The organism is Novosphingobium aerophilum, from assembly GCF_014230305.1.
Classification (GTDB): Bacteria; Pseudomonadota; Alphaproteobacteria; order Sphingomonadales; family Sphingomonadaceae; genus Novosphingobium; species Novosphingobium aerophilum.
Map to the genome: position 1 here is coordinate 1 of NZ_JACLAU010000115.1, position 1,083 is coordinate 1,083.

A 1,083-nucleotide genomic window follows, 5' to 3' on the forward strand; every position below is an offset into this window, starting at 1 on the left:
TTCGACACTGTCCGCCATTCCCGCCAGACCAGCTCGGTGCGCAGATCCTCATGCATGGCCAGCGGACGATGCAGGTCGCGCGGATCGAACGGCGCCTTCGCGAAGCGGCGATTGTGCTGCTCGAGGTAGCCCGGCAAGAACGCATTTGCCGCGGCGATCGTCGCAATCCCGGCAAGCCGCATCGCCTTCACCAGGCGATCCTGCAGCGTCAGGTTGGCCCGCTCGACCCGGCCCTTGGCCTGCGGCGAGTTGGCGCAGATGATCTCGATGTTGAGCGCTTCCATCGCCCGCCCGAAGTGGGTCATGCCATCACCGTTGGGGCTGGCCCGGTTGTTGCGGAACACCGAGTGCTTGTCCGAATAGAATGCCACCGGCTTGCCGTGCCGCTCGATGTACTCGCGCGTCGCCTCCATGTAGGCAAAGGCGCTCTCGCTCTCGACCATCTTCAGGTGCATCAGCTCGCTGGTGGCATCGTCGATGTAGACCAGCAGCGTGCACTGCGGGCCGCGGTCTTCGAACCACCAGTGCTTCGAGCCATCAACCTGGATCAGCTCGCCGCGGCAGTCCCGGCGATACCGAGGTTGATAGGGCCGGGGACGCCGCGCATCGCGGTCCTTCCACAAGCCGCCCGCGATCATCAGCCGGCGCAGCGTCTCGCATGCAACCGTGATGCCGTGGCGCTCAATCAGGTACTCGCGCGCCAGCGTCGGCCCAAAATCCGCATAGTGCTCGCGCACGATCGCCATGATCCGCTCACGCATGGCATCGCTGTATCGTCGGTTGCTTGGTCGGCCGCGCTTGCGTGACACCAGGCCAGCGGCACCTTCCGATCGCAGCCTGTCCAGCAGACGAAACACCTGACGGCGCTTCAACCCCAGCAACGCAGCAGCATCGTCGACCCGCAGCTCGCCGCGCTCCACGCGCATCAAGGTATCAAACCGCGAAAGCTCGCCATGGCTCATCGCCAGCACCGTCATAGCCATGTCCTCCCGACCGACGGGAGAACCATGCCACCGTTGCTCCGCCAACCACGCCAGAGAGTGTCATCTCTATCTAGCGGAGGGGTGTCATTTCTATCTGGCG

Annotated in this window: 1 protein-coding gene; it reads right to left on the reverse strand. The window is 64.5% G+C overall.

Features of this window, described 5'->3' with window-relative positions; translation table 11 throughout:
- Positions 1-977: ISNCY family transposase (locus tag H7F49_RS19280; RefSeq protein ID WP_185685162.1), on the reverse strand; the 977-nt coding region annotated here is incomplete at its 3' end.
- Between the last annotated feature and the right edge of the window lie 106 nt (positions 978-1,083).